Annotated in this window: 19 protein-coding genes and 4 tRNA genes; 18 read left to right on the forward strand and 5 right to left on the reverse strand. The window is 52.5% G+C overall.

The window, feature by feature from the left end; genetic code table 11:
* Positions 1–45: 45 nt before the first annotated feature.
* The 16 genes from rho (at position 46) to OGV71_RS02225 (ending at position 14578) form a co-directional block, all read left to right on the forward strand.
* Positions 46–1305, forward strand: coding sequence for a transcription termination factor Rho (gene rho / locus OGV71_RS02150; protein WP_002437993.1), 1260 nt, complete (start codon positions 46–48; stop codon positions 1303–1305).
* Between the two features lie 238 nt (positions 1306–1543).
* A complete protein-coding gene (gene wecA / locus OGV71_RS02155) occupies positions 1544–2647 on the forward strand; it encodes a UDP-N-acetylglucosamine--undecaprenyl-phosphate N-acetylglucosaminephosphotransferase (protein WP_003017991.1) in 1104 nt (367 codons plus the stop codon).
* 12 nt (positions 2648–2659) lie between these two features.
* Positions 2660–3706, forward strand: coding sequence for an ECA polysaccharide chain length modulation protein (gene wzzE, locus OGV71_RS02160; RefSeq protein WP_204583142.1), 1047 nt, complete (start codon positions 2660–2662; stop codon positions 3704–3706).
* Between the two features lie 55 nt (positions 3707–3761).
* Positions 3762–4892 (forward strand): non-hydrolyzing UDP-N-acetylglucosamine 2-epimerase, encoded by a 1131-nt coding sequence (wecB, locus tag OGV71_RS02165; protein WP_286532518.1) that lies wholly within the window; start codon positions 3762–3764, stop codon positions 4890–4892.
* The gene (gene wecC, locus OGV71_RS02170; protein WP_286532521.1) at positions 4889–6151 is read left to right on the forward strand and encodes a UDP-N-acetyl-D-mannosamine dehydrogenase; all 1263 of its coding nucleotides are present in this window, start codon (positions 4889–4891) and stop codon (positions 6149–6151) included. The genes wecB and wecC overlap by 4 nt, the downstream gene beginning before the upstream one ends.
* On the forward strand, positions 6148–6825 hold the full coding sequence (rffC, locus tag OGV71_RS02175) for a dTDP-4-amino-4,6-dideoxy-D-galactose acyltransferase (RefSeq protein WP_204583140.1): 678 nt from the start codon (positions 6148–6150) through the stop codon (positions 6823–6825). Before wecC ends, rffC begins: the two co-directional genes overlap by 4 nt.
* Positions 6826–6829: 4 nt before the next feature.
* The gene (rffA, locus tag OGV71_RS02180) at positions 6830–7960 is read left to right on the forward strand and encodes a dTDP-4-amino-4,6-dideoxygalactose transaminase (RefSeq protein WP_003017973.1); all 1131 of its coding nucleotides are present in this window, start codon (positions 6830–6832) and stop codon (positions 7958–7960) included.
* A gap of 1 nt (position 7961) precedes the next feature.
* Positions 7962–9212, forward strand: a complete 1251-nt coding sequence (wzxE, locus tag OGV71_RS02185) for a lipid III flippase WzxE (RefSeq protein WP_204583139.1) — start codon at positions 7962–7964, stop codon at positions 9210–9212.
* A complete protein-coding gene (locus OGV71_RS02190) occupies positions 9209–10288 on the forward strand; it encodes a TDP-N-acetylfucosamine:lipid II N-acetylfucosaminyltransferase (RefSeq protein ID WP_054528917.1) in 1080 nt (359 codons plus the stop codon). The genes wzxE and OGV71_RS02190 overlap by 4 nt, the downstream gene beginning before the upstream one ends.
* Positions 10285–11640: an ECA oligosaccharide polymerase gene (gene wzyE, locus OGV71_RS02195; protein WP_003017967.1), complete on the forward strand. Its 1356-nt coding sequence runs from the start codon at positions 10285–10287 to the stop codon at positions 11638–11640. The genes OGV71_RS02190 and wzyE overlap by 4 nt, the downstream gene beginning before the upstream one ends.
* Complete coding sequence (wecG, locus tag OGV71_RS02200; RefSeq protein WP_200055323.1) at positions 11640–12380, forward strand: lipopolysaccharide N-acetylmannosaminouronosyltransferase; 741 nt, start codon at positions 11640–11642, stop codon at positions 12378–12380. The genes wzyE and wecG overlap by 1 nt, the downstream gene beginning before the upstream one ends.
* Before the next feature lie 277 nt (positions 12381–12657).
* Complete coding sequence (gene thrP, locus OGV71_RS02205) at positions 12658–14043, forward strand: bifunctional threonine/serine APC transporter ThrP (protein ID WP_003841199.1); 1386 nt, start codon at positions 12658–12660, stop codon at positions 14041–14043.
* Between the two features lie 102 nt (positions 14044–14145).
* Positions 14146–14222: transfer RNA gene (locus OGV71_RS02210), tRNA-Arg, on the forward strand.
* A gap of 56 nt (positions 14223–14278) precedes the next feature.
* A tRNA-His gene (locus OGV71_RS02215) sits at positions 14279–14354 on the forward strand.
* 20 nt (positions 14355–14374) lie between these two features.
* Positions 14375–14460: transfer RNA gene (locus OGV71_RS02220), tRNA-Leu, on the forward strand.
* A gap of 41 nt (positions 14461–14501) precedes the next feature.
* Positions 14502–14578 (forward strand) — tRNA-Pro (locus tag OGV71_RS02225).
* Positions 14579–15032: 454 nt separating this feature from the next.
* Here OGV71_RS02225 and hemY read toward each other — a convergent pair.
* From hemY to hemC, 4 genes are read right to left on the reverse strand one after another with little or no spacing between them, the layout of a single operon-like run.
* A complete protein-coding gene (hemY, locus tag OGV71_RS02230; RefSeq protein ID WP_016151234.1) occupies positions 15033–16232 on the reverse strand; it encodes a protoheme IX biogenesis protein HemY in 1200 nt (399 codons plus the stop codon).
* Positions 16233–16234: 2 nt separating this feature from the next.
* Entirely contained in the window at positions 16235–17410 is a 1176-nt protein-coding gene (gene hemX / locus OGV71_RS02235) for a uroporphyrinogen-III C-methyltransferase (RefSeq protein WP_003017955.1), read from the reverse strand.
* Between the two features lie 21 nt (positions 17411–17431).
* Positions 17432–18172, reverse strand: a complete 741-nt coding sequence (gene hemD / locus OGV71_RS02240) for a uroporphyrinogen-III synthase (protein WP_003017952.1) — start codon at positions 18170–18172, stop codon at positions 17432–17434.
* Positions 18169–19110: a hydroxymethylbilane synthase gene (gene hemC, locus OGV71_RS02245; RefSeq protein ID WP_003841203.1), complete on the reverse strand. Its 942-nt coding sequence runs from the start codon at positions 19108–19110 to the stop codon at positions 18169–18171. Before hemC ends, hemD begins: the two co-directional genes overlap by 4 nt.
* Before the next feature lie 391 nt (positions 19111–19501).
* On the opposite strand from hemC, the gene cyaA reads away from it, so the two are divergent.
* Positions 19502–22048 carry a class I adenylate cyclase gene (gene cyaA / locus OGV71_RS02250; protein WP_003017946.1) on the forward strand — a complete coding sequence of 849 codons (2547 nt, stop codon included), beginning with the start codon at positions 19502–19504 and terminating at the stop codon, positions 22046–22048.
* Positions 22049–22142: 94 nt separating this feature from the next.
* On the opposite strand, the gene cyaY is transcribed toward cyaA, so the two are convergent.
* Positions 22143–22463 (reverse strand): iron donor protein CyaY, encoded by a 321-nt coding sequence (gene cyaY, locus OGV71_RS02255; RefSeq protein WP_003017943.1) that lies wholly within the window; start codon positions 22461–22463, stop codon positions 22143–22145.
* A 138-nt stretch (positions 22464–22601) separates the two neighbouring features.
* On the opposite strand from cyaY, the gene lptM reads away from it, so the two are divergent.
* Complete coding sequence (lptM, locus tag OGV71_RS02260) at positions 22602–22805, forward strand: LPS translocon maturation chaperone LptM (protein ID WP_003017937.1); 204 nt, start codon at positions 22602–22604, stop codon at positions 22803–22805.
* Positions 22806–22839: the final 34 nt, after the last annotated feature.

The following is a 22839-nucleotide window of genomic DNA, read 5'->3' on the forward strand; positions in this document are numbered from 1 at the left end:
ACATTAAGTTCGAGATTTACCCCAAGTTTAAGAACTCACACCATTATGAATCTTACCGAATTAAAGAATACGCCGGTTTCTGAGCTGATCACTCTCGGCGAAAATATGGGCCTTGAAAACCTGGCTCGTATGCGCAAGCAGGACATTATTTTTGCCATCCTGAAGCAGCACGCAAAGAGTGGCGAAGATATCTTTGGTGACGGTGTGCTGGAGATATTGCAGGATGGATTTGGTTTCCTCCGCTCTGCAGACAGCTCCTACCTCGCCGGTCCTGATGACATCTACGTTTCTCCCAGCCAAATCCGCCGTTTCAACCTCCGCACTGGTGATACCATTTCTGGTAAGATTCGCCCGCCGAAAGAAGGTGAACGCTACTTTGCGCTGTTGAAAGTTAACGAAGTTAACTACGACAAACCAGAAAACGCCCGTAATAAAATCCTCTTTGAGAACTTAACGCCGCTGCACGCAAACTCTCGTCTGCGTATGGAGCGTGGTAATGGTTCTACTGAAGACTTAACGGCACGTGTACTGGATTTGGCATCGCCGATCGGTCGTGGCCAACGTGGTCTGATTGTTGCTCCGCCGAAAGCGGGTAAAACCATGCTGCTGCAGAACATCGCGCAGAGCATTGCATACAATCATCCTGACTGCGTGTTGATGGTGCTGCTGATTGACGAACGTCCGGAAGAAGTTACCGAGATGCAGCGTCTGGTGAAAGGTGAAGTGGTTGCGTCTACCTTTGACGAACCTGCCTCCCGCCACGTTCAGGTTGCGGAAATGGTTATCGAGAAGGCGAAACGTCTGGTTGAACACAAGAAAGACGTTATCATTCTGCTTGACTCCATCACCCGTCTGGCACGTGCATATAACACCGTGGTTCCTGCTTCCGGTAAAGTACTGACCGGTGGTGTGGACGCCAACGCCCTGCATCGTCCGAAGCGTTTCTTTGGTGCTGCACGTAACGTGGAAGAGGGCGGTAGCCTGACCATCATCGCGACTGCGCTGATTGATACCGGCTCTAAAATGGATGAAGTTATCTATGAAGAGTTTAAAGGTACCGGCAACATGGAACTGCACCTCTCTCGTAAGATTGCTGAAAAACGCGTCTTCCCGGCTATCGACTACAACCGTTCCGGTACCCGTAAAGAAGAGCTGCTCACTACCCAGGAAGAGCTGCAGAAAATGTGGATCCTGCGCAAAATCATCCATCCTATGGGTGAAATCGACGCAATGGAATTCCTCATTAACAAACTGGCGATGACCAAGACCAATGACGACTTCTTCGATATGATGAAGCGTTCCTGATTCGGGCATCATCTGAAAACGCCACGTTTTTACGTGGCGTTTTGCTTTTGTGGATGTAATCTTAACGACACAATAATAATAATCCGGTATGACATACCGCCTGGTGACGAAGGGTTGTAATTCGTATTTTGTGGTTAATAATCATACAGAACCACCTGATATGGAATCGGGTTTCTCTTCTGAATAATCGCCCGGATGGTTATACTTCATATATTGATATTCTCTGAGAGCATGTATAGTGAATTTACTGACAGCAAGTACTGATCTCATCAGTATTTTTTTATTCACAACGCTGTTTCTTTTCTTTGCCCGCAAGGTTGCGAAAAAGATTGGATTGGTGGATAAACCCAACTTCCGTAAACGTCATCAGGGACTGATTCCGCTGGTTGGGGGGATTTCGGTTTACGCAGGCATTTGCTTTACCTTCCTCATCGCCGATTATTATATCCCGCATGCTACTCTCTACCTGGCCTGTGCCGGTGTACTGGTGTTTATCGGTGCCCTGGACGATCGTTTTGATATCAGTGTAAAAATCCGCGCGACCATCCAGGCCCTTATTGGCATCATTATGATGTCAGTGGGCAAACTCTATCTGCTAAGCCTTGGCTATATTTTCGGCCCCTGGGAGATGGTGCTCGGTCCTTTTGGTTATTTCCTGACCCTGTTTGCCGTTTGGGCGGCGATTAACGCCTTCAATATGGTCGATGGGATCGATGGTCTGCTCGGTGGGCTATCCAGTGTCTCATTCGCCGCGATGGGGCTTATTCTGTGGTTCGATGGCCAGACAAGCCTGGCCATCTGGTGTTTTGCCATGATCGCCGCCATTCTGCCTTACATCCTACTGAACCTGGGGATTCTCGGACGCCGCTATAAAGTCTTTATGGGGGATGCGGGAAGTACGTTGATTGGCTTCACGGTGATTTGGATTCTGCTGGAGACTACCCAGGGGCCAACGCATCCTATTAGCCCGGTCACGGCTCTGTGGATTATTGCCATTCCGTTAATGGATATGGTGGCAATTATGTATCGCCGTTTACGTAAAGGCATGAGCCCTTTCTCTCCGGATCGCCAACATATTCACCATTTAATCATGCGCGCCGGGTTTACTTCCCGACAGGCTTTTGTCCTGATTACGCTGGCTGCTGCGATCCTGGCTTCTATCGGCGTGTTGGCTGAATATTCTCGTATTGTCCCGGAATGGGTGATGTTGGTGCTCTTTTTACTGGCGTTTGTCCTGTACGACATCTGTATAAAACGCGCCTGGAAGGTGGCGAGATTTATCAAACGCTGGAAGCGCAAGTTGCGTAGAAACCGTGACAGTAAACCAAACTTAACCAAATAAATTGAGGGTACGATGACACAACCATTACCGGGGGAACATGCCATGAGCGCTGAAAATGAACTGGACATCCGTGGGTTGTTTCGTACTTTGTGGACAGGGAAGGTGTGGATCGTCGGTATGGCTCTCGCCTTCGCGTTAGTCGCTCTCGCCTATACGTTCTTTGCTCGTCAGGAGTGGAGTGCGACGGCGATTTCAGACAGGCCAACGGTTAATATGTTGGGCGGCTATTACTCTCAGCAGCAGTTCTTACGTAACCTGGACATCAAGGCCAGTCTTGCATCAGCGGATCAGCCGTCAGTGATGGATGAAGCCTATAAAGAATTCATCATGCAACTTGCTTCCTGGGATACGCGTCGTGAATTCTGGCAGCAGACTGATTATTACAAGCAACGTATGGTGGGTAACAGCAAAGCCGATGCGGTGATGCTGGATGAACTGATCAATAACATTCAGTTTATGCCTGGCGATGCGGTTCGTAATACCAACGACAGCGTGAAGCTGATTGCCGAGACGGCACCTGATGCCAACAATCTATTGCGTCAGTACGTGGCGTTTGCCAGTCAGCGTGCTGCGCGTCATCTGAATGATGAGCTGAAGGGCGCCTGGGCTGCACGCACTGTGCAGATGAAGGCGCAGGTTAAACGCCAGGAAGAAGTGGCGAAATCGATTTTCTCTCGCCGAGTCCACAACATTGAGCAGGCGCTCAAAATTGCTGAACAGCATAATATTTCGCGTACTTCTACGGATGTTCCTGCTGAAGAATTGCCGGATTCTGAACTGTTTTTGCTTGGACGTCCTATGCTGCAGGCGCGCCTCGAAAACCTGCAATCTGTTGGTCCCGATTTCGATCTGGACTACTTCCAAAACCGAGCCATGCTTAACACACTGAACGTTGGGCCAACTCTGGATCCGCGTTTTCAGACCTATCGTTATTTGCGTACGCCGGAAGAACCGGTAAAACGTGACAGCCCTCGTCGTGCTTTCCTGATGATTATGTGGGGCATCGTTGGGGCTCTGATCGGTGCTGGTGTCGCGTTAACCCGCCGCCGCACGATTTAGCAATATCGTTGCAGTGAGGGGCTGGGCCCTCACTGCCAATCCGAAGAGAATCGATGTGAAAGTACTGACTGTATTTGGCACGCGACCAGAGGCCATAAAAATGGCACCTCTGGTTCATGCGCTGGCAAAAGATCCTGATTTTGAGGCAAAAGTTTGCGTCACGGCGCAGCATCGGGAGATGCTCGATCAGGTGTTGAACCTTTTTTCCATTGTACCTGACTACGATCTCAATATTATGCAGCCAGGTCAGGGACTAACAGAAATTACCTGCCGAATACTTGAAGGATTAAAGCCTATTCTGGCTGATTTTAAACCTGACGTTGTGTTGGTTCACGGCGATACCACGACCACCATCGCTACTAGCCTGGCCGCGTTCTATCAGCGTATTCCGGTAGGGCATGTGGAGGCGGGTTTACGTACAGGCGATCTCTACTCTCCCTGGCCGGAAGAGGCGAACCGGACGCTGACCGGGCGTCTGGCTATGTATCATTTTGCGCCAACAGAAAACTCGCGCCAAAACCTGTTACGGGAAAACATTTCTGATAGCCGTATCTTCGTTACAGGTAATACGGTTATTGATGCGTTGATCTGGGTTCGCGACCGCGTACTGGCGAACGATAAATTGCGTGCTGAATTAGCAGAGCATTATCCTTTCCTGAGCTCTGATAAAAAAATGATACTGGTGACCGGTCATCGTCGGGAAAGCTTCGGTCGCGGTTTTGAACGCATTTGCCATGCGCTGGCGGAAATTGCTGCGTCCAATCAGAACGTACAGATTGTCTATCCGGTGCACCTGAATCCTAACGTCAGCGAACCGGTGAATCGCATTCTGGGTCACGTTGTAAACGTCATCCTGATTGAACCGCAGGATTACATGCCGTTTGTCTGGCTGATGAATCACGCCTGGCTGATCCTTACCGACTCCGGTGGGATTCAGGAAGAAGCCCCATCTCTGGGGAAACCAGTACTGGTGATGCGCGAAACGACGGAACGTCCGGAAGCGATTACTGCAGGCACAGTACGTCTGGTAGGGACAGACCCGCAGCGTATTGTCGAAGAAGTCACGCGTTTGCTGCATGACGACAATGAATATCAGACCATGAGCCGCGCCCATAATCCGTATGGTGACGGGCAGGCATGTGACCGTATTTTACACGCGTTAAAAAATAATCGGATATCGCTATGAGTTTTACGACCATTTCTGTCATTGGGCTGGGTTATATCGGACTGCCGACGGCGGCTGCCTTTGCTTCCCGTCAAAAGCATGTGATTGGCGTAGATGTAAATCAACACGCGGTGGATACCATTAATCGCGGTGAAATTCATATCGTAGAGCCAGATTTGGGCGCCGTGGTGAAAACGGCGGTCGAAAATGGATTTCTGCGTGCGACCACAACCCCTGTAGATGCGGATGCCTATCTGATTGCTGTGCCTACTCCGTTTAAGGGAGAGCACGAACCCGATATGGTTTATGTGGAAGCCGCAGCCAAGTCTCTTGCTCCGGTGCTGAAAAAAGGCGCGTTGGTGATCCTTGAATCGACGTCGCCTGTCGGGGCTACCGAACAGATGGCCACATGGCTGGCTGAAATGCGCCCTGATTTGACTTTCCCGCAGCAGGTCGGGGAACAGACTGACGTTAACATTGCTTATTGTCCAGAACGCGTGCTGCCGGGCCAGGTGATGGTTGAACTGATTAAAAACGACCGCGTGATTGGGGGAATGACCTCCGTCTGTTCCGCGCGTGCTAGCGAACTGTACAACATTTTCCTTGAGGGTGAATGTGTCGTGACCAACGCGCGCACTGCGGAAATGTGCAAGCTGACTGAAAATAGCTTCCGCGACGTCAATATCGCCTTCGCCAATGAGTTGTCGCTGATTTGCGCCGATCAGGGGATCAACGTCTGGGAACTGATTCGCTTGGCAAATCGCCATCCGCGCGTGAATATTTTGCAACCGGGTCCGGGTGTTGGCGGGCACTGTATTGCGGTTGATCCGTGGTTTATCGTGGCGCAGAACCCGCAGCAGGCGAAATTGATTCGCACCGCGCGTGAGGTAAACGACGGTAAGCCTCATTGGGTGGTCGAACGGGTAAAAGCTGCCGTGGCCGACTGTCTGGCAGATACCAATAAACGGGCCAGCGAAGTGAAAATTGCCTGTTTTGGTCTGGCATTTAAACCGAATATTGATGATTTACGTGAAAGCCCGGCGATGGGAATTGCGCAAAGTATCGCGCATTGGCACAAAGGCGAAACATTGGTAGTGGAACCGAATATCCATCAACTGCCGAAAAAACTGGACGGTCTGTGCCAACTGGCAACGCTGGACGATGCCCTGGGAAGCGCCGATGTGCTGGTCTTGCTGGTCGACCACAATGAATTTAAAGCCATTAAAGGCGATGCGGTTCACCAGCAATATGTCGTTGATACCAAAGGGGTCTGGCGGTGAAAATCCGCGCCAGTATTGAGCCGCTTAGCTGGGAAAATACGTTCTTTGGCGTGCATAGCGCCATTGTGCGTTTTGACCAACACGCGTCGGTTCTGACTGCGGATGCGTTGCAGCCCTGGTCGCGGGTACAGGCAAAAATACCTGCCGCCAATACCCAAGCATTAGATGCCCTGCAACAGCTGGGCTTCTCACTGGTTGAAGGTGAAGTGGATTTTGTGCTGCCAGTGACGTGTGCGCATGGTGACCCCGGTGCGCAGGTCGCACAAACTACGGATATCCCTGCATTACGCCATCTGGCAGGACAGGCGTTCGCGCAAAGTCGTTTTCGCGCCCCGTGGTATCCCGCAGATGCCAGCGCGCGTTTTTATGCGCAGTGGATTGAAAACGCGGTGCTGGGGACGTTCGATCATCAATGCCTCGTTTTTCGTACACCAACAGGTGAGATTCGTGGCTATGTCTCGCTGCGTGAACTGAATGCGACCGAGGCGCGAATTGGCCTGCTAGCCGGGCGTGGGGCGGGAGCAGAACTGATGCAGGCCGCGCTTTGCTGGGCGCAGGCTCACGGTAAAACAGCACTGCGTGTGGCGACCCAAATGGGCAATACCGCCGCGCTTAAACGTTATATACACAGTGGTGCGAATGTGGAAAGCACCGCGTATTGGTTATACAGGTGACACGATGATTCCATTTAACGCACCGCCGGTGGTGGGCACTGAACTCGATTACATGCAGGCTGCGATGAACAGCGGCAAACTGTGTGGCGACGGCGGTTTTACCCGTCGCTGCCAGCAGTGGCTGGAACAGCATTTTGGCAGCGAGAAAGTATTGCTGACGCCTTCCTGCACCGCATCGCTTGAGATGGCGGCATTGCTGCTGGATATCCAGCCTGGCGATGAAGTCATTATGCCAAGCTATACGTTTGTCTCCACGGCCAATGCTTTCGTGCTGCGAGGCGCGAAAATTGTCTTTGTTGATATCCGCCCGGATACCATGAACATTGACGAAACGCTGATTGAAGCGGCGATCACCGACAAAACCCGCGCGATTGTGCCGGTGCATTACGCGGGCGTGGCCTGCGAAATGGATACTATTATGGCGCTGGCGACCAAACATAACCTGTTTGTGGTGGAAGATGCGGCCCAGGGCGTTATGTCGACTTACAAAGGTCGGGCGCTGGGGACGATTGGTCACATCGGTTGCTTTAGCTTTCATGAGACCAAAAACTATACCGCAGGTGGTGAAGGCGGCGCGACGCTGATTAATGATAAAAAATTAGTCGAACGTGCAGAGATCATCCGTGAAAAAGGGACAAACCGCAGCCAGTTTTTCCGTGGCCAGGTAGATAAATATACCTGGCGTGATATCGGCTCCAGTTATTTGATGTCCGATCTACAGGCCGCCTATCTGTGGGCGCAGCTGGAAGCAGCGGACCGCATTAACCAGCAGCGTCTGACGCTGTGGCAGAACTACTATGATGCTCTTGAACCGCTGGCGCGTACCGGACGTATCGAGCTGCCTTCTGTACCGGACGATTGCGTGCAAAACGCCCATATGTTTTATATCAAGCTGCGCGATATCGATGATCGCACCGCGTTGATTAACTTCCTGAAAGAAGCTGAAATTATGGCGGTGTTCCACTATATCCCGCTGCATGATTGCCCGGCTGGCGACAAATTCGGCGTATTTGCCGGTGTTGATCGTTACACCACCAAAGAGAGCGAGCGTTTGCTGCGTTTACCGCTGTTCTACAACCTGTCGCCGGTCAACCAGCGAACGGTAATTTCGACCTTACTCAACTACTTCGCCTGAAATGTCGCTTGCTAAAGCGTCCTTATGGACGGCAGCCAGTACGCTGGTAAAAATTGGTGCGGGTTTGCTGGTCGTGAAGCTGCTGGCGGTGTCGTTTGGCCCGGCAGGCGTGGGGCAGGCGGGTAACTTCCGCCAGATGGTCACCGTGCTTGGTGTCCTGGCGGGGGCCGGCATTTTCAACGGCGTCACGAAATATGTTGCGCAGCACCATGACGAGCCGACCCGGCTCCGCAAGGTCGTCGGTACATCTTCCGCGATGGTGCTGGGATTCTCTACGCTGATGGCGGTGATTTTTCTGCTGGCGGCCGCACCAATCAGTCAGGGATTGTTTGGTCATACTCATTATCAGGGGCTGGTAAGACTGGTTGCGCTGGTGCAGATGGGCATTGCCTGGGCGAATCTGCTGCTGGCGTTGATGAAGGGGTTTCGCGATGCGGCGGGTAACGCGCTGTCGCTGATTGTGGGCAGTCTGGTGGGCGTAGTGGCTTATTATGGCTGTTATCGCCTGGGAGGGTATGAAGGCGCTTTGCTGGGTCTGGCATTAGTGCCCGCGTTGGTCGTTATCCCTGCCGCTATTATGCTGATTAAGCGCGGGGCGATTCCTCTGCATTACCTGAAACCCTCGTGGGATAACGGTCTGGCTGGACAGCTAAGCAAGTTTACGCTGATGGCGCTGATTACCTCCGTAACGTTGCCTGTGGCATACGTGATGATGCGAAACCTGCTGGCGGCGCAGTACAGTTGGGATGATGTGGGGATTTGGCAGGGGGTAAGCAGTATCTCTGATGCTTATCTGCAATTCATTACCGCTTCATTCAGCGTTTACTTGCTGCCGACGTTGTCGCGACTGACTGAAAAGCGCGACATTACGCGCGAGGTGGTTAAGTCGCTGAAGTTCGTGTTACCTGCAGTTGCCGCTGCGAGCTTTACCGTTTGGCTACTGCGTGACTTTGCTATCTGGCTGCTTTTCTCCGCAAAATTCACCGCCATGCGCGATCTGTTTGCCTGGCAACTGGTTGGCGATGTACTAAAAGTTGGGGCGTATGTCTTTGGGTATCTGGTGATCGCGAAAGCATCACTGCGGTTTTATATTTTGGCTGAAATTAGCCAGTTCATGTTATTGACGGTGTTTGCTCACTGGCTGATCCCTGCACATGGTGCGCTGGGAGCGGCACAGGCTTATATGGCAACGTACATCGTCTATTTTTCTCTTTGTTGTGGCGTGTTTTTACTCTGGCGTAGGCGGGCATGACTGTACTGATTCACGTTCTGGGATCGGATATCCCTCACCATAACCAAACCGTGCTGCGGTTTTTCAACGACTCGCTTGCCGCGACGAGCGAGCACGCGCGCACGTTTATGGTTGCCGGTCAGGATGCGGGATTCAGTGAGAGCTGCCCGGCGTTATCGCTGAGTTTCTACAGCGGGAAAAAAGCGTTAGCCGAAGCAGTTATTGCGAAAGCAAAAGCGAATCGCCAACAGCGATTCTTCTTCCACGGTCAGTTCAACACCAGCCTGTGGTTGGCGCTGCTGAGCGGGGGAATTAAACCGACGCAGTTTTACTGGCATATCTGGGGTGCTGATTTATACGAAGTCTCCAGTGGGCTGAAATTCCGCCTGTTTTACCCGATTCGCCGCATGGCGCAGAACCGCGTGGGCTGCGTATTTGCCACTCGGGGCGATTTACGTTATTTCGCCGAGCAACATCCGCATGTACGGGGTGAGTTGCTCTATTTCCCAACGCGAATGGATCCTTCACTCAATAACATGAGCAATGATTGTCAGCGCAGCGGCAAGATGACGGTGCTGGTTGGCAACTCTGGCGATCGCAGCAATGAGCATGTTGCCGCGCTGCGTGCTGTCCATCAGCAGTTCGGCGACACGGTGAACGTGATTGTGCCGATGGGTTACCCCGCCAATAATGAGGCCTATATCGACGAGGTTCGCCAGGCCGGTATGGCATTATTTAGCGCTGATAATCTGCAAATTTTAAGTGAAAAGCTGGAATTTGATGCCTATCTAACATTATTGCGGCAATGCGATTTGGGTTACTTTATTTTTGCCCGGCAGCAGGGGATCGGTACCCTGTGTTTGCTGATCCAGGCGGGTATCCCGTGCGTGCTCAACCGTGAAAATCCCTTCTGGCAGGATATGGTGGAACAGAATCTTCCAGTGTTATTTACCACGGATGATCTCAATGAAGGCGTCGTACGTGAAGCGCAGCGCCAGTTGGCATCGGTAGATAAAAACACGATTACCTTCTTTAGCCCGAATTATCTGCAGCCGTGGTATAACGCGCTGCGCATTGCTTCAGGAGAAACCGTATGAGCCTGATGCAATTCAGCGGTCTGCTGGTAGTCTGGCTGCTCTCTACCTTATTTATCGCCACGCTGACCTGGTTTGAGTTCCGCCGCGTACGTTTTAACTTCAATGTTTTCTTCTCATTGTTGTTCTTGCTGACGTTCTTCTTCGGATTCCCGTTAACCAGCATCCTGGTGTTCCGCTTTGATGTGGCAGTGGCTCCGCCGGAGATCCTGCTGCAGGCCTTGCTGTCAGCAGCCTGTTTCTATGCCGTCTACTACGTGACGTATAAAACACGATTGCGTAAGCGAGTAGAGGGTAAGCCGCGCAGGCCGCTGTTTACCATCAATCGCGTTGAAGCCCATTTGACCTGGGTTATCCTGATGGCGATTGCGCTGGTGAGTGTGGGCGTCTTCTTTATGCACAACGGATTCCTGCTGTTCAGACTGCAATCCTATAGCCAGATTTTTTCCAGCGAAGTCTCTGGGGTCGCTCTGAAGCGTTTCTTCTACTTCTTCATTCCGGCCATGCTGGTCGTTTATTTCTTGCGTCAGGACAGCAAAGCGTGGTTGTTCTTCCTGGTGAGCACCGTCGCGTTTGGTTTGCTGACCTATATGATTGTGGGTGGGACGCGCGCCAATATCATCATTGCGTTTGCCATCTTCTTGTTTATCGGCATTATTCGCGGCTGGATTTCGCTGTGGATGTTGGTCGCAGCAGGCGTGCTGGGTATTGTCGGGATGTTCTGGCTGGCGTTGAAGCGCTACGGAATGAGCGTTAGCGGCGATGAGGCGTTCTATACGTTCCTGTACCTTACGCGCGACACCTTCTCGCCGTGGGAGAACCTGGCGCTGTTGCTGCAGAATTACCACAATATTGAGTTCCAGGGGCTGGCGCCGATCGTCCGTGACTTCTACGTCTTTATTCCTTCCTGGCTGTGGCCTGGGCGGCCGAGTATTGTACTCAACTCAGCGAACTACTTTACCTGGGAAGTGTTGAACAACCACTCAGGACTGGCGATTTCGCCGACGTTAATTGGTTCACTGGTGGTGATGGGCGGGGCGCTTTTTATACCATTAGGCGCGATTGTCGTTGGACTCATTATCAAGTGGTTCGACTGGCTGTATGAGCTAGGTAACCAAGAAACCAATCGCTATAAGGCGGCGATTTTGCACAGTTTCTGTTTTGGCGCCATTTTCAATATGATCGTGTTGGCACGTGAAGGGCTGGATTCGTTTGTCTCGCGAGTGGTCTTTTTCCTCGTGATTTTTGGCGTTTGCCTACTGATGGCAAAACTGCTGTTTTGGCTATTCGATAGCGCAGGACTCATCCATAAACGAATCAAGTCGCTGCCCCGGACACAAATTGAAGGATCGTAATGACAGATAACACAACTGCGCCGCTGTATTCGCTGCGCGGATTACAACTGATTGGCTGGCGCGATATGCAACATGCGCTGAATTACCTGTTTGCCGAAGGACACCTCAGGTCAGGAACGCTGGTGGCTATCAACGCTGAGAAAATGCTGACAGCAGAAGATAATCCTGAAGTGAGGGAGCTGATCAACGCCGCGGAGTTCAAATATGCGGATGGGATTAGCGTGGTGCGTTCGGTGCGCAAAAAATTCCCGCAGGCGCAGATTTCACGTGTGGCCGGTGCTGACCTTTGGGAAGCGCTGATGGCGCGAGCTGGGCAAAACGGAACGCCTGTTTTCCTGGTTGGTGGCAAGCCTGAAGTTCTGGCGCAAACAGAAGCAAAACTACGTGCACAGTGGCGTGTGAACATTGTGGGTAGCCAGGATGGTTATTTTACCCCAGAGCAGCGTCAGGCGTTATTTGAGCGTATTCACGCCAGCGGCGCGCAAATTGTGACGGTGGCGATGGGTTCGCCGAAACAAGAGATCTTTATGCGTGATTGCCGCAAGACTCACCCCGACGCGCTGTATATGGGCGTGGGCGGCACCTACGACGTCTTTACCGGTCACGTTAAGCGTGCGCCTAAAATCTGGCAAAATCTGGGGCTGGAGTGGCTGTATCGCTTATTGTCGCAACCGAGCCGTATTACTCGACAACTTCGCTTATTACGCTATCTCCGCTGGCACTATACCGGCAACCTCTGACGCCCTCTCTCCTCTGATAAGTAGCGTGATCTGCTAATTACGCTACTTATTTACAACATAATCGCTGCTTTCTCGCACAATATATTCATTTTTTGAATGCTTTAATTGCCATTTAAGCGATTTTAGGAAACCATTCGCAACAATCATTCCAGTGCCGTGGAGTTTTGACGCCAACCGCTAAGCGGTCGGTGTCGTATGGCCTGTTATGACATAACAAGATGTACCCATAACGAGAACCGGTAATACCGGACAGTATGCAAACACAACAAGAGGATTTATGGCCGAGAACAAACCTGAGCTACAGCGTGGGCTGGAGGCTCGTCACATCGAATTAATTGCCCTCGGGGGCACTATTGGCGTCGGGCTGTTTATGGGGGCCGCCAGTACCCTGAAATGGGCGGGACCTTCGGTTCTGCTGGCGTATATCGTCGCCGGGCTGTTCGTATTTTTCATTATGCGTTCTATGGGGGAGATGTTATTCCTCGAGCCGGTTGCCGGTTCATTCGCTGTTTACGCTCACCGTTATATGAGCCCCTTCTTTGGCTATCTCACCGCCTGGTCATACTGGTTTATGTGGATGGCGGTGGGGATCTCAGAGATTACCGCCATCGGGGTGTACGTCCAGTTCTGGTTCCCTGAAATGGCGCAATGGATACCCGCACTGGTCGCGGTCGGATTGGTTGCATTGGCGAACCTCGCCGCAGTTCGCTTGTATGGTGAAATTGAGTTCTGGTTTGCCATGATCAAAGTGACCACCATCATTGTGATGATCGTCATTGGGTTAGGGGTGATTTTCTTCGGTTTTGGTAATGGCGGTCAGGCTATCGGCTTTGGCAACCTGACCGAACACGGCGGTTTCTTTGCCGGTGGTTGGAAGGGTTTCCTGACGGCATTGTGTATTGTCGTGGCTTCTTACCAGGGCGTGGAGCTGATCGGCATTACTGCAGGTGAAGCGAAGAACCCACAGGTCACGCTGCGCAGCGCGGTAGGTAAAGTGCTGTGGCGTATCCTGATTTTCTACGTTGGCGCAATTTTTGTTATCGTCACTATTTTCCCGTGGAATGAAATTGGCAGCAACGGCAGTCCGTTTGTTCTCACCTTTGCCAAGATTGGTATTACCGCCGCGGCGGGGATTATTAACTTTGTGGTCCTGACGGCGGCGCTGTCGGGTTGTAACAGCGGCATGTACAGCTGTGGGCGTATGCTCTACGCGCTGGCCAAGAATCGCCAGCTCCCCGCCGCTGTTGGGAAAGTTTCTCGCCATGGCGTACCGGTTGCCGGCGTGGCCATTTCTATCGCGATCCTGCTGATTGGTTCGTGCCTGAACTACATCATTCCCAATCCGCAGCGCGTGTTTGTTTATGTCTATAGCGCCAGCGTGTTGCCGGGGATGGTGCCGTGGTTTGTGATCCTGATAAGCCAGCTGCGTTTCCGTCAGGCGCATAAAGCGGCGATTGCCAGTCATCCATTCCGCTCCATTCTGTTCCCGTGGGCGAATTATTTGACGATGGCGTTCCTGATTTGCGTATTAATTGGCATGTACTTTAATGAAGATACCCGAATGTCGCTTTTTGTTGGCATGGGTTTCTTGTTGGCCGTGACGTTCATTTATAAGGTTTTTGGTCTGAATCGTCATGGCACAGCCCATAAATTGCGGGAATAAGCGACAAAACGCACAAACCATGACCAAACGATAATTTATTTTAAAAAAGCACTAGACAGAAGACCGAGACCTCCGTAATATCCAGCCCCGCAACGGCGCTAAGCGCCCGTAGCTCAGCTGGATAGAGCGCTGCCCTCCGGAGGCAGAGGTCTCAGGTTCGAATCCTGTCGGGCGCACCATTTAGTAGGGTGCCAGAGCTGCGGTGGTTTTAATACCGCGTAAAAGATTTGCAGTGGTGGCTATAGCTCAGTTGGTAGAGCCCTGGATTGTGATTCCAGTTGTCGTGGGTTCGAATCCCATTAGCCACCCCATTAATTTAAAGTTGTGAAATGCGAAGGTGGCGGAATTGGTAGACGCGCTAGCTTCAGGTGTTAGTGTCCTTAGGATGTGGGGGTTCGAGTCCCCCCCCTCGCACCACGACTTAAAGAATTGAACTAAAAATTCAAAAAGCAGTAAAACGGCGAGTAGCGCAGCTTGGTAGCGCAACTGGTTTGGGACCAGTGGGTCGGAGGTTCGAATCCTCTCTCGCCGACCAATTTTGAACCCCGCTTCGGCGGGGTTTTTTGTTTTCTGATTTTCCCTTCTCAGCCTTTATTCCCGCGAATTACCTGATGTCTTAAAAAGTCCGAATACCTGGTTTTTGCAGTGCAATCGTGGCATGCCTTGTGCAATAATATGCGGGTAGATGCTCATTCCATCTCTTATGTTCGCCCTCTGGCCTCATAAACTCAGGAATGATGCAGAGCCATTTACGGTGCTTATCGTCCACAGACAGATGTCGCGTAGCCTCATCAAACACCATGGACATAACGTTGAGTGAAGCACCCATTTATGTTGTCATACAGACCTGTTTAACGCCTGCTACTTACCGAGCGGGCGTTTTTTTATGCATACACAAAATCCTTCGAACTGCTTCTCGAATGATTTTGTGTATACGATTGAAAAATATGTAGGCCCGGTAAGCGAAAGCGCTACCGGGCATTCAGGAGTTACTGCGGGGGATTGTTGTTCTGCAACGTCAACATCAGGCCATCACGACGCATGGTGGCGGCTTCTTCCGGCTGATGCAGTCTGTCCAGCGCGTCAGCAAGCCAGGCGTAGTCATAGGCATCCGGGCGCTGTTTGAGAGCGGCACGGAAGGCGAGCGTGGCTTCCTGCCATTCCCCATGCTTCATTAACGACTGACCCAGTGTACTCCACAGCAACGGGCGATCGCCCACGGCTTTAATCTGCTGGCGCAGCACTTTTTCTATCTGTTCCGGATTATTGGTTTTCAGACGCGGGATCGGCAGCACCAGACGGTCATCGTACTGACGTTTCAAACCATCAATGATGACCTGCTGCGCCGTATCGTGATCGTCACACTCAATCAGATGTTCAGCCATTGCTACCTGCAAAGCAACCTGATGACGAGTTTTACGGTTCTGGTTTTTCCACCATGCACGCAGCCCCTCGCTGCCCTGATCGGCGCGGACCTGATCCATCAAGCCAACCCATGCCTGTTGTTCCAGCATGGCGCGGTGCTCGTCATCACCCACATGCGCTTTTGCCATGGATGGGATGATATCCAGCAAGGAACTCCATGCGCCGGTGCGAATGTAGGCCTGCTCAGCCAGACGCAGCACCTCCGGATGACGTGGCGTTACTTCCAGCAGTTTGTCTACGCTGTGGCGTGCAGCGTGATTTTCATTACGCGCCAGTTGCAGGCGAACGCGAGCGATTTCTACCGGGATCGTATCATTTCCCGCCAGTTCGGCAGCACGCTCAAGGTGTTGGTTGGCGCGAGCTTCGTCACCGCGCTGCTGAGCCGCTTCTGCCGCCAGCAGGTAATTCACTACTGGCTGTTCTGCATGATCGGCATTTTTCGACATCAGCTTCTCAACCTGCTGATAGTCACCTTCTGCCAGTTTGAGCAGCGCCTGTTCAGTCTGCTTACGGGCGCGACGACGTTTACGACCCACAAACCACCCACGGGTATGTGCGCCGGTGCGGAAAATTCGGCGCAACAGCCATTCAATCGCAAACAGGACGACCATGGCGACGATCAGGATGATCACCAGGCCCGTCACGCTGGTTTCGATATTGTAGTTATCCGTCTGGATCAGCACATAGCCCTGATGACCGGCTATCATCGGACCGACGACGATCCCGGCGATCAACAGCACAAAGAGCAACAATACTTTTAGCATCATTATTCTCCTTGCGGCGCGGTTGCCGGAGCGTCTGTCGAAGGCGCTGGCGCTGCTGCTACCGGTGCTGTGGCAGGTTGCGCCAGTAAATTACGTACGCGGGTCTGCATTAACTTGTCGAGAATAGCCTGACTCTGCAGCGTTTCCGGGACATCCATACTGATGCTTTGCTGGCTCAGTTGGTCTACTTCTTCAAGGAACGCTTTGGTCGCTGCATCGTCGGTGTCGTAGTAAGCACGCACCCATGTGGAGACATTTTCCAGCGCCTGGCGGTATGTCTCTTCCTGATGACGCGGCACGGCCTGGGCCGCTACTAACAGGCGGGAACGGATATTTTCACGTAAGTAAACGTCCTGGTTCGGTGCCAGCAGCGGTACGGCAGTTTCATCACGACGGCGCACGGTGATAAAGCTGTCCATAAAGTTCTGCCAGCTTTTTTGCAGATTGACACGCCATTCGCTAATCGAGCTGGAAAGCTCGCTGCTGTCCGAGTCCATCGGTGAATCGTCGGTGTCGTTGTCGGCCAAACGCAGGTTATCGATCTGATTAGAGAGTTGATTCACTTTCAGGATAATGCCGTCATAGTCGACCTGAGTCACCGCGGAGAGGCTCGCGATATCGTCAGTAATCGCACGTCGCGCGGTAATTAAGCTCGGGTCGTTCATATCTGCCAGACTGGCATCGGCGCTTTTCAGCAGCGCCGCGGCGGTAGTGACGTCCTGATCGCTCCATAATTTGCGACCAGCCAGTTTCACCAGGAAATCAGCCTGCGCCAGCAGCCATGTTCCAGCATCGCTGCCGGAGATGGTGGCGACTTTTTGCTGGACTTCATCAAGCTGTTTGACCAGCGCGGCCTGCTGGCGAGTGGCTTCATCCAGCTGCGTTGCCTGCTGTTTAATAATGCCTTCCAGCTCAGCTTTCTGGCTTTCCTGCGCTTTTTGCAGTGCCGTCAGCTGGTTCGCCAGCGCATCGCTGGTTGCTGTTTGTGTTGTTGCCTGTTGTTTCCCCCAGCCGTACAGCCCAACGCCTGCTGCCAGCGCAATAGCAATCGCCACAGCGCTCAGAATCAGCGCCGTGCTGTTCTTACTCTTTTTTTCAGTATTAACTGGCTGTGACGTGGTTTCCACGGCCTCCCTGGTCTCTTCAACCACGGCGGAGGATTTTTCTTGTTCCGTCATTATGGCATCCCATTATGAGAGTTATTGTAATGCGCGTAGTAGCGCATCGTTGTCGGCGTTATCAGCGACCTTAATATCTTGCCAGCCCAGTTCCCGGGCGAGGTGCGCCAGACGCTCACTGACGACCAGCAGCCGACAGCGTAGTAACCAGTGCTCACGATACCACTGTGGAATAAGCGTCCAGAGCTGTTGTAGCATCTCTCCGCTAGTGACGACCACCGTGGTTACGCCACGGGATTGCCAGCGCATCGCTTCTTCTGCACCATCGTAATATTTTGCACTGCGTTGATAACATTCACAAAAATCGACATCGGCTCCGCGTGCCGTCAGGGTTTCACCTATCAGCTCACGGCCACCGTTGCCGCGTAATATAAGCGCGCGTTTTCCCGCAATATTTTGTAATTCAGGTAATTGTAGCAAGACTTCGCTAATTTCCCGATCCAGAGGGTAGTGAATATTGAAGCCGCTAACAGTATGCAGCGCCAGCGCCGTTGTACGGCCAATGGCAAAATACTGCGGAAGGGATGGCCAGCTTTTCTCTTGCTGCTGAAGCTCGGCATCTGCAAAGGTAACGGCGTGCTGCGAGAGGGCGAAGACCAGATCGTTCTCCGTCAGCGCCGACAGTCGGGAAGCAAGCGTTGCCAGTTCCCGACCAGGTGAAAACTCGATGAGCGGAAAACTCCAGGCCACCTGCCCCAGTGTGCGCAGACGGCTCACTAACTCTTCCCCAGCGGGAGACGGGCGGGTGACCAGAATACTCATGCGGGTGCTTCTCCGTTATAAACTTCAGCCAGAATGGCGCGCGCACCGTTCTCCAGCAGTTCTTCTGCCAGAGAGATGCCCATCTGTTCGGCATCCTGTGTGGCGCCGCGACGTTCTCCGCATACCATCTGTGAACCGTCTGGCGCGCCGACCAGCGCACGTAGCCAAATCTCACCGTCGATGATTTCGGCATAGCTACCAATAGGTACCTGACATCCCCCTTCCAGGCGGGTGTTCATGGCGCGTTCTGCTTTGACGCGTAGCGCGGTTTCTTCATGGTTGAGCGGCGCTAACAGCGCCTGAGTGCGCATATCATCCAGTCGACATTCTATGCCTACTGCGCCTTGTCCGACAGCGGGCAGGGAGACTTCCGGCGGCAGAGCGGTACGGACTCGCGACTCAAGACCTAAACGTTTTAATCCAGCGACCGCCAGAATAATGGCGTCATAATCGCCGTTATCCAGTTTGCTGAGGCGCGTGCCTACGTTGCCGCGCAGCGAACGGATGACGAGATCCGGGCGACGCTTCGCCAACTGGCACTGGCGACGCAAACTGGATGTCCCAACGATGCTGCCTGCGGGGAGTTCATCCAGCGTGTTGTACTTATTTGAGACGAAAGCATCACGCGGATCCTCTCGCTCGCAAATGGTGACCAGTCCAAGACCGTCAGGGAATTCAACCGGCACATCCTTCATGGAATGCACGGCGATATCGGCGCGTTTTTCCAGCAGCGCGACTTCCAGCTCTTTAACAAACAACCCTTTCCCTCCGACTTTCGCCAGCGGGGTATCAAGGATCACATCGCCACGGGTTACCATAGGAACCAGTTCCACGATCAGACCTGGGTGGTTTGCCATTAAGGCGTCTTTGACATAATGTGCCTGCCAGAGCGCAAGGGGGCTTTGGCGTGTGGCAATTCTCAAAACATTGTCTAACATGCTTGTTACCGTCATTATCAATCATTGACCATCCTAACATCCTTATCAAAGGGATGTCAGCGTTACGCTCAAACGTAAGTGAGAGGAAAAGGCGCTGCATCATCACTGTCAGTGAATAATGACGAGAAAAACCTCCCGACCGTATGAAGGAATTTACACGTAACGAACGGTGCTACACTGGTATGTAGCGCATCTTTCTTTACGGTCAATGAGCAAGGTGTTAAATTGATCACGTTTTAGACCATTTTTTCATCTGTAACTAATAAAAGTGCAGGGGAAAAAGGTAACGGTTATTTTTGACATACGGTTTATCCGGACTGATGACGAGGGTGGTGAGCGTTTGCGCCGCCGCTATCGACGCCATGACGGATGCAACATCAGGCGATACGTCTTGTACCTCTATATTGAGACTCTGAAACAGAGACTGGATGCCATAAATCAACTGCGTGTGGATCGCGCGCTTGCTGCCATGGGACCTGCTTTCCAGCAGGTATACAGTCTGCTGCCGACATTATTGCACTACCACCATCCGCTGATGCCGGGTTACCTTGATGGTAACGTTCCCAAAGGCATATGCCTTTACACGCCTGATGAAACCCAACGCCACTACCTGAACGAACTGGAACTGTACCGCGGTATGTCGCCGCAGGACCCGCCGAAGGGCGAACTGCCGATCACCGGCGTTTACTCGATGGGCAGTACCTCTTCGGTAGGGCAAAGTTGTTCGTCTGACCTTGATATCTGGGTCTGCCATCAATCCTGGCTGGATAGCGAAGAGCGCCAGCTGCTGCAGCGTAAATGTAGCCTGCTGGAAAGCTGGGCGGCCTCGTTGGGCGTGGAAGTCAGTTTCTTCCTGATTGACGAAAACCGTTTCCGTCACAATGAAAGCGGCAGTCTGGGTGGTGAAGACTGTGGCTCGACGCAGCATATCCTGTTGCTGGATGAATTCTATCGCACCGCTGTGCGCCTCGCGGGTAAACGTATTCTGTGGAATATGGTGCCGGGCGACGAAGAAGAGCACTACGACGATTACGTCATGACGCTCTACGCACAGGGGGTGTTAACGCCAAACGAATGGCTGGATCTCGGCGGACTCAGTTCGCTTTCCGCCGAAGAGTACTTTGGCGCCAGCCTCTGGCAGTTGTACAAGAGTATCGACTCCCCGTACAAAGCGGTACTGAAAACGCTGTTGCTGGAAGCCTATTCCTGGGAATATCCCAACCCACGACTGTTGGCGAAAGACATTAAACAGCGCTTGCATGACGGCGAGATCGTCTCTTTTGGTCTCGACCCTTACTGCATGATGCTGGAGCGCGTTACCGAGTACCTCACGGCGATCGAAGATCCGACGCGCCTGGATTTAGTACGTCGATGTTTCTACTTAAAAGTGTGCGAGAAGCTGAGCCGTGAGCGCGCCTGCGTGGGCTGGCGTCGTGAAGTATTAAGTCAGTTAGTGAAAGAGTGGGGCTGGGATGACACTCGTCTGACCATGCTGGATAACCGCGCTAACTGGAAGATTGACCAGGTACGTGAAGCGCATAACGAACTGCTCGATGCGATGATGCAGAGCTATCGTAACCTGATCCGCTTTGCGCGGCGCAATAACCTCAGCGTCAGCGCCAGTCCGCAGGATATCGGTGTGCTGACCCGTAAGCTGTATGCTGCGTTTGAAGCGTTGCCGGGTAAGGTCACGCTGGTGAACCCGCAGATATCTCCGGATCTCTCGGAACCGAATCTGACCTTTATCCATGTACCGCCGGGTCGTGCCAACCGTTCGGGTTGGTATCTCTACAACCGCGCGCCTAACATGGACTCGATCATCAGCCATCAGCCGCTGGAATATAACCGCTATCTCAATAAGCTGGTGGCGTGGGCCTGGTTCAATGGCCTGCTGACCTCGCGTACGCATTTGTTTATTAAGGGCAACGGCATTGTTGATTTGCCGAAGCTGCAGGAAATGGTCGCCGATGTGTCGCACCACTTCCCGCTGCGACTGCCTGCGCCAACGCCGAAAGCGCTCTATAGCCCATGCGAAATTCGCCATCTGGCGATTATCGTTAACCTCGAATATGACCCGACGGCAGCGTTTCGCAATCAGGTGGTGCATTTTGATTTCCGTAAGCTGGACGTCTTCAGTTTTGGTGAAGAGCAAAAATGCCTGGTGGGTAGCGTAGACCTGCTGTACCGCAACTCGTGGAATGAAGTGCGTACGCTGCACTTCAACGGCGAGCAGGCGATGATTGAAGCGTTAAAAACGATTCTGGGCAAAATGCACCAGGATGCCGCGCCGCCAGATAGCGTCGAGGTTTTCTGCTATAGCCAGCATCTGCGCGGTTTAATTCGCACCCGCGTTCAGCAACTGGTGTCTGAGTGCATTGAATTACGCCTCTCCAGCACCCGTCAGGAAACCGGACGTTTCAAAGCGCTACGTGTTTCCGGCCAGACGTGGGGATTGTTCTTCGAGCGCCTGAACGTCTCGGTGCAGAAGCTGGAAAACGCGATTGAATTCTATGGCGCGATTTCACATAACAAACTGCACGGGCTTTCCGTCCAGGTTGAGACCAACCATGTGAAACTGCCGTCGGTGGTAGACGGTTTTGCCAGTGAAGGGATTATTCAGTTCTTTTTCGAAGAAACGGGTGATGAGCAGGGCTTTAATATCTACATTCTGGACGAAAGCAATCGGGCTGAGGTGTATCACCACTGCGAAGGTAGTAAAGAGGAACTGGTACGCGACGTCAGCCGTTTCTACTCATCGTCGCACGATCGTTTTACCTACGGCTCCAGCTTCATCAACTTTAACCTGCCGCAGTTCTATCAGATTGTGAAAACCGACGGGCGCGCGCAGGTGATTCCGTTCCGCACCCAGCCGATTAGCGCTGTTCCGCCCGTCAATCAGGACAACGACGCGCCGCAGTTGCAGCAGTACTTCTCTTAAGCATAGTGCCGGATGGCGGTGTAAACACCTTATCCGGCCTCCAAATGCGCGAGATTCCCAGGCCGGATAAGCGAAGCGCATCCGGCAATCACACTTAGTGGAAGCTCACCTCTTCACCTGCCTGCTGCGTTGCCGCCTGTTCCAGCAGATCCCAGAACGTTTCGCCGCTTCGGTCGCAGATCCACTCGTCGCCTTTCAGGTCAAAGTGGTAGCCGCCCTGTTTGGTCGCCAGCCATACCTGGTGCAGCGGCTCCTGACGGTTAATGATAATTTTGCTGCCGTTTTCGAAACTGATGGTCAGAACGCCGCCGTTGATCTCACAATCAATATCGCTGTCGCCATCCCAGTCATCCAGACGTTCTTCAATGGTCATCCACAGGGTGTCAGCAAGGCGATGAAATTCACTGTCGTTCATTTTCTTATCCTATTTTTCGTGATGCCCGCAGTATAACGTGGAATAAATCGCGATGCAGTTTTTAGCCAAACTCTTGCTTTTACGCCTTCTCCTGCGATGATAGAAAACAGAAAGCATGAACTTTACAGGCAATCAATAATGAAAAACGTGTTAAAGCCACTCGCTGTCATTTTTACTCTGTTCAGCCTGACGGGCTGTGGGCTCAAAGGCCCGCTCTATTTCCCGCCAGCTGATAAAACCGCGCCGCCTCCGACCAAGAGCGTTCAGCCGCAATCGCAATCCACCACGCCTGAGAAAAACGATCGTGGGATTAGTGATGGGCCTTCTCAGGTGAATTACTAACGGCAGGAATAGATTTTACATTTCTGTACCCGCG

Source organism: Citrobacter sp. Cf088 (assembly GCF_030334295.1).
GTDB lineage: Bacteria > Pseudomonadota > Gammaproteobacteria > Enterobacterales > Enterobacteriaceae > Citrobacter > Citrobacter freundii.

What these genes read in the sequence shown, in the direction of transcription:
- hemC (WP_003841203.1), bottom strand. Translation starts at nt 19,110, where the DNA reads ATGTTAGACAATGTTTTGAGAATTGCCACACGCCAAAGCCCCCTTGCG.
- lptM (WP_003017937.1), top strand. Translation starts at nt 22,602, where the DNA reads ATGAAAAACGTGTTAAAGCCACTCGCTGTCATTTTTACTCTGTTCAGC.
- rffA (WP_003017973.1), top strand. Translation starts at nt 6,830, where the DNA reads ATGATTCCATTTAACGCACCGCCGGTGGTGGGCACTGAACTCGATTAC.
- hemY (WP_016151234.1), bottom strand. Translation starts at nt 16,232, where the DNA reads ATGCTAAAAGTATTGTTGCTCTTTGTGCTGTTGATCGCCGGGATCGTC.
- rho (WP_002437993.1), top strand. Translation starts at nt 46, where the DNA reads ATGAATCTTACCGAATTAAAGAATACGCCGGTTTCTGAGCTGATCACT.
- cyaY (WP_003017943.1), bottom strand. Translation starts at nt 22,463, where the DNA reads ATGAACGACAGTGAATTTCATCGCCTTGCTGACACCCTGTGGATGACC.
- OGV71_RS02190 (WP_054528917.1), top strand. Translation starts at nt 9,209, where the DNA reads ATGACTGTACTGATTCACGTTCTGGGATCGGATATCCCTCACCATAAC.
- hemD (WP_003017952.1), bottom strand. Translation starts at nt 18,172, where the DNA reads ATGAGTATTCTGGTCACCCGCCCGTCTCCCGCTGGGGAAGAGTTAGTG.
- wecC (WP_286532521.1), top strand. Translation starts at nt 4,889, where the DNA reads ATGAGTTTTACGACCATTTCTGTCATTGGGCTGGGTTATATCGGACTG.
- thrP (WP_003841199.1), top strand. Translation starts at nt 12,658, where the DNA reads ATGGCCGAGAACAAACCTGAGCTACAGCGTGGGCTGGAGGCTCGTCAC.
- wzxE (WP_204583139.1), top strand. Translation starts at nt 7,962, where the DNA reads ATGTCGCTTGCTAAAGCGTCCTTATGGACGGCAGCCAGTACGCTGGTA.
- wzzE (WP_204583142.1), top strand. Translation starts at nt 2,660, where the DNA reads ATGACACAACCATTACCGGGGGAACATGCCATGAGCGCTGAAAATGAA.
- wzyE (WP_003017967.1), top strand. Translation starts at nt 10,285, where the DNA reads ATGAGCCTGATGCAATTCAGCGGTCTGCTGGTAGTCTGGCTGCTCTCT.
- wecG (WP_200055323.1), top strand. Translation starts at nt 11,640, where the DNA reads ATGACAGATAACACAACTGCGCCGCTGTATTCGCTGCGCGGATTACAA.
- hemX (WP_003017955.1), bottom strand. Translation starts at nt 17,410, where the DNA reads ATGACGGAACAAGAAAAATCCTCCGCCGTGGTTGAAGAGACCAGGGAG.